Source organism: Vibrio sp. M260118 (genome assembly GCF_036533755.1).
Classification (GTDB): Bacteria; Pseudomonadota; Gammaproteobacteria; order Enterobacterales; family Vibrionaceae; genus Vibrio.
Genome location: NZ_JATABG010000457.1, coordinates 1 through 2,312, shown reverse-complemented (window position 1 = coordinate 2,312; position 2,312 = coordinate 1). Strand labels below are relative to the sequence as shown.

The window sequence follows — 2,312 nt, the reverse complement described above, 5'->3', positions numbered from 1 at the left end:
TATAACCAAAGCTATCATTGATCGCTTTGAAACCGTCAATATCTAAAATAACCACGCGCAGGGTATGTTGTGCTCGTATCCAGCGGCGGTATTCAAGCTCAAGTCGATCACCAAACGCGGCGCGGTTGTATACCTTTGTTAGTGGATCAAGCAGCATACGTTGTGCCTGATCTTCTAAACGGCGGCGGTAGTCTTGGGTGATATCGAACAGAGCTTCAAGTTGGTTTTTGCCATAGTCCATTCGTTCTAGTAGCGCTTGCTCACGTTGCTCTGCATGTTTTAATCGCTCAGATAGAGAATTCAGTTGGGTCAGTAGTGGGTTCACTTGCTGTTTCAGTGACTCTATGCTCTCTGCGTTGGCGACTTTAGCTTGCGTATCTGCTACCAACTCTTCTAGCTCATCGTTCATCTCTTGACGATGAGCAAAATAACTGTGGGATTGTTGTGAGTTCTGTGCCGCACTCTTCAATGAGGTAGAGAGTGAAGCATTGACCTGCTCAAGGAACTGTTCAGAAGTCTTGCGCTCATAATGTGTCCCTTCAATCACTAGCTTCAGTGTTTGTAATGTCAGCTCAAGTAAGGCGTGGCTGTTGACACCAATCAGTAGCTTCGCGCGGATATCTATCAGTAGGTCGCCAGACTCGCCTTCGAAATCCAACTCAGTGATCAGGTGTTGCAACTCTTCAGATAAACGGAGTAATAGATCACGATCGGAACTAGCAGCAACTTGGTTTACGCTGTAATCAGGGTTGGAAGTAATGATTTTTACCGAGCGTTCGTAGAGACTAAGGAGTTTTAGGGCTTGCTCAGAACGGGGGTGTTTAAGACCACTGGAATAACTGAGCAAATCACGCAGATCACGTTTGATTCGCGCGGGTAGTCCGGTCAAACGAAGCAGAGTTTCACCGCTGTGCTTTATTTGGCAATCCAAATGTTCGGTTTGTTGCTCCATAGCCAAGCCTTGTTGTTTTAGTAAACGCTCTAAGACTGCAAGTTTCGGAATCAAGGTACTGACGTCTTGTTGTTGCTCTATCGCTTGAATCAGCTCAGTGAGCCCCGCTTGTAGGCGCGGATTTTCACATTGATAAGCATTACTTAATGAAGCGATAACACGTTGAAGTACCTTTTGCTCTCTATTAAATTTGAACGAGGTATCCCTTTGTGTCAATCGAACTTGTTCCAATTGAGATTTCAGGTTGTGCAGCTGTGACTGAAGATCTTGTTCGATAACGCCCATGGAGTAACTTAAATGAGATTCAACTTATATCTAGTAATTTATCGATAATATCAAATAAATCACGGCCGTCACGATTTACTACGTTTGATTGGTTAGCTTTTATTCATCTTTTAACAGTTTTTTGATGCTGTCCTCATTCTTGAAAGAAGAGTGGACCTTAATTAGCCCTTGATTGATGGAGTGCTTGCATGCCTTGCGGATATTACCTGTAGCTAAACTTGCTGCCGGTGCGTTTTCAATCGCTCGCAAGTAAACCCATTGGCTCGAGTTCTCTTTCATGCTTAAGGTTCGTGCGGTACTGGTTGACATAAGTAGCACATCAACTAGTTCCTTATCATTAATTGCGGTATACGCCCTTGGTAGGAAAGGATAGTCTGCCATACCAATACGAATGATGCGGTTGAGTAAACGATCTGGTTTGAACTCTAAGATCCACTGTTGGATCTTTTCGAACAACTCTTCAGGGTTGGTGTTGCGCTCACTGTTTGGCTCAATGTAGAGCAGGTTTGCATCGGAGAAGTGATAAATACGTGCTGGATGCTCGACTCGTTGTTGCAGATAATCGCCAAATGCACGTTCTAGTTTCAAGCCTTCTTGGTAGCCGTGTTGCAAATACATGTTGCGCAAAAACGGTACATCAATCATGACGAAACGTAGGCGGTCGTTAAGAGGCTCATGAATCAACTCACCAACATGCCATTTCTCGAACTTATGATTGCTCTCTTCTAGTGAGGCTGGAAGTTTAGCATTCAACATGCGCAGGTTTTTTAGCCCAGAACGTGAGTGGGTGTAGAGATCTTCGTTTAGCTCATCAAGCTCCTCTTTTTGCACGCTGATGATATGGCCTCGACGAAGAATGAAGACAAATAACAATGCGCACAGAGCGAATAGGGTAAAGGTGATCTTTTGGAACTTACGATACTCAAGGTGAGTCTGTTCCAGCTCTTTTTTCTGACCGCTTAAGTGCAATGTCTGCTCAACAAACTCTTTTTGCTGACGAAATGCATCTTCACTGATTAAATCTAACTCTTGCTGCTCTATGGTTGCCAGTGAGTTGTACTGTTTGAGGTAGTTT

1 protein-coding gene and 1 pseudogene are annotated in these 2,312 nt (G+C 44.1%); both read right to left on the bottom strand.

All coding sequences use genetic code 11. The features are described 5' to 3' along the window. The coding region (locus QTO00_RS18295) for a sensor domain-containing diguanylate cyclase (RefSeq protein ID WP_331426050.1) at positions 1 to 1,237 on the bottom strand (1,237 nt) is incomplete at its 3' end. A gap of 99 nt (positions 1,238 to 1,336) precedes the next feature. Continuing rightward, positions 1,337 to 2,312 (bottom strand): annotated as a pseudogene (locus tag QTO00_RS18290) (tetratricopeptide repeat protein); the annotation flags it as partial.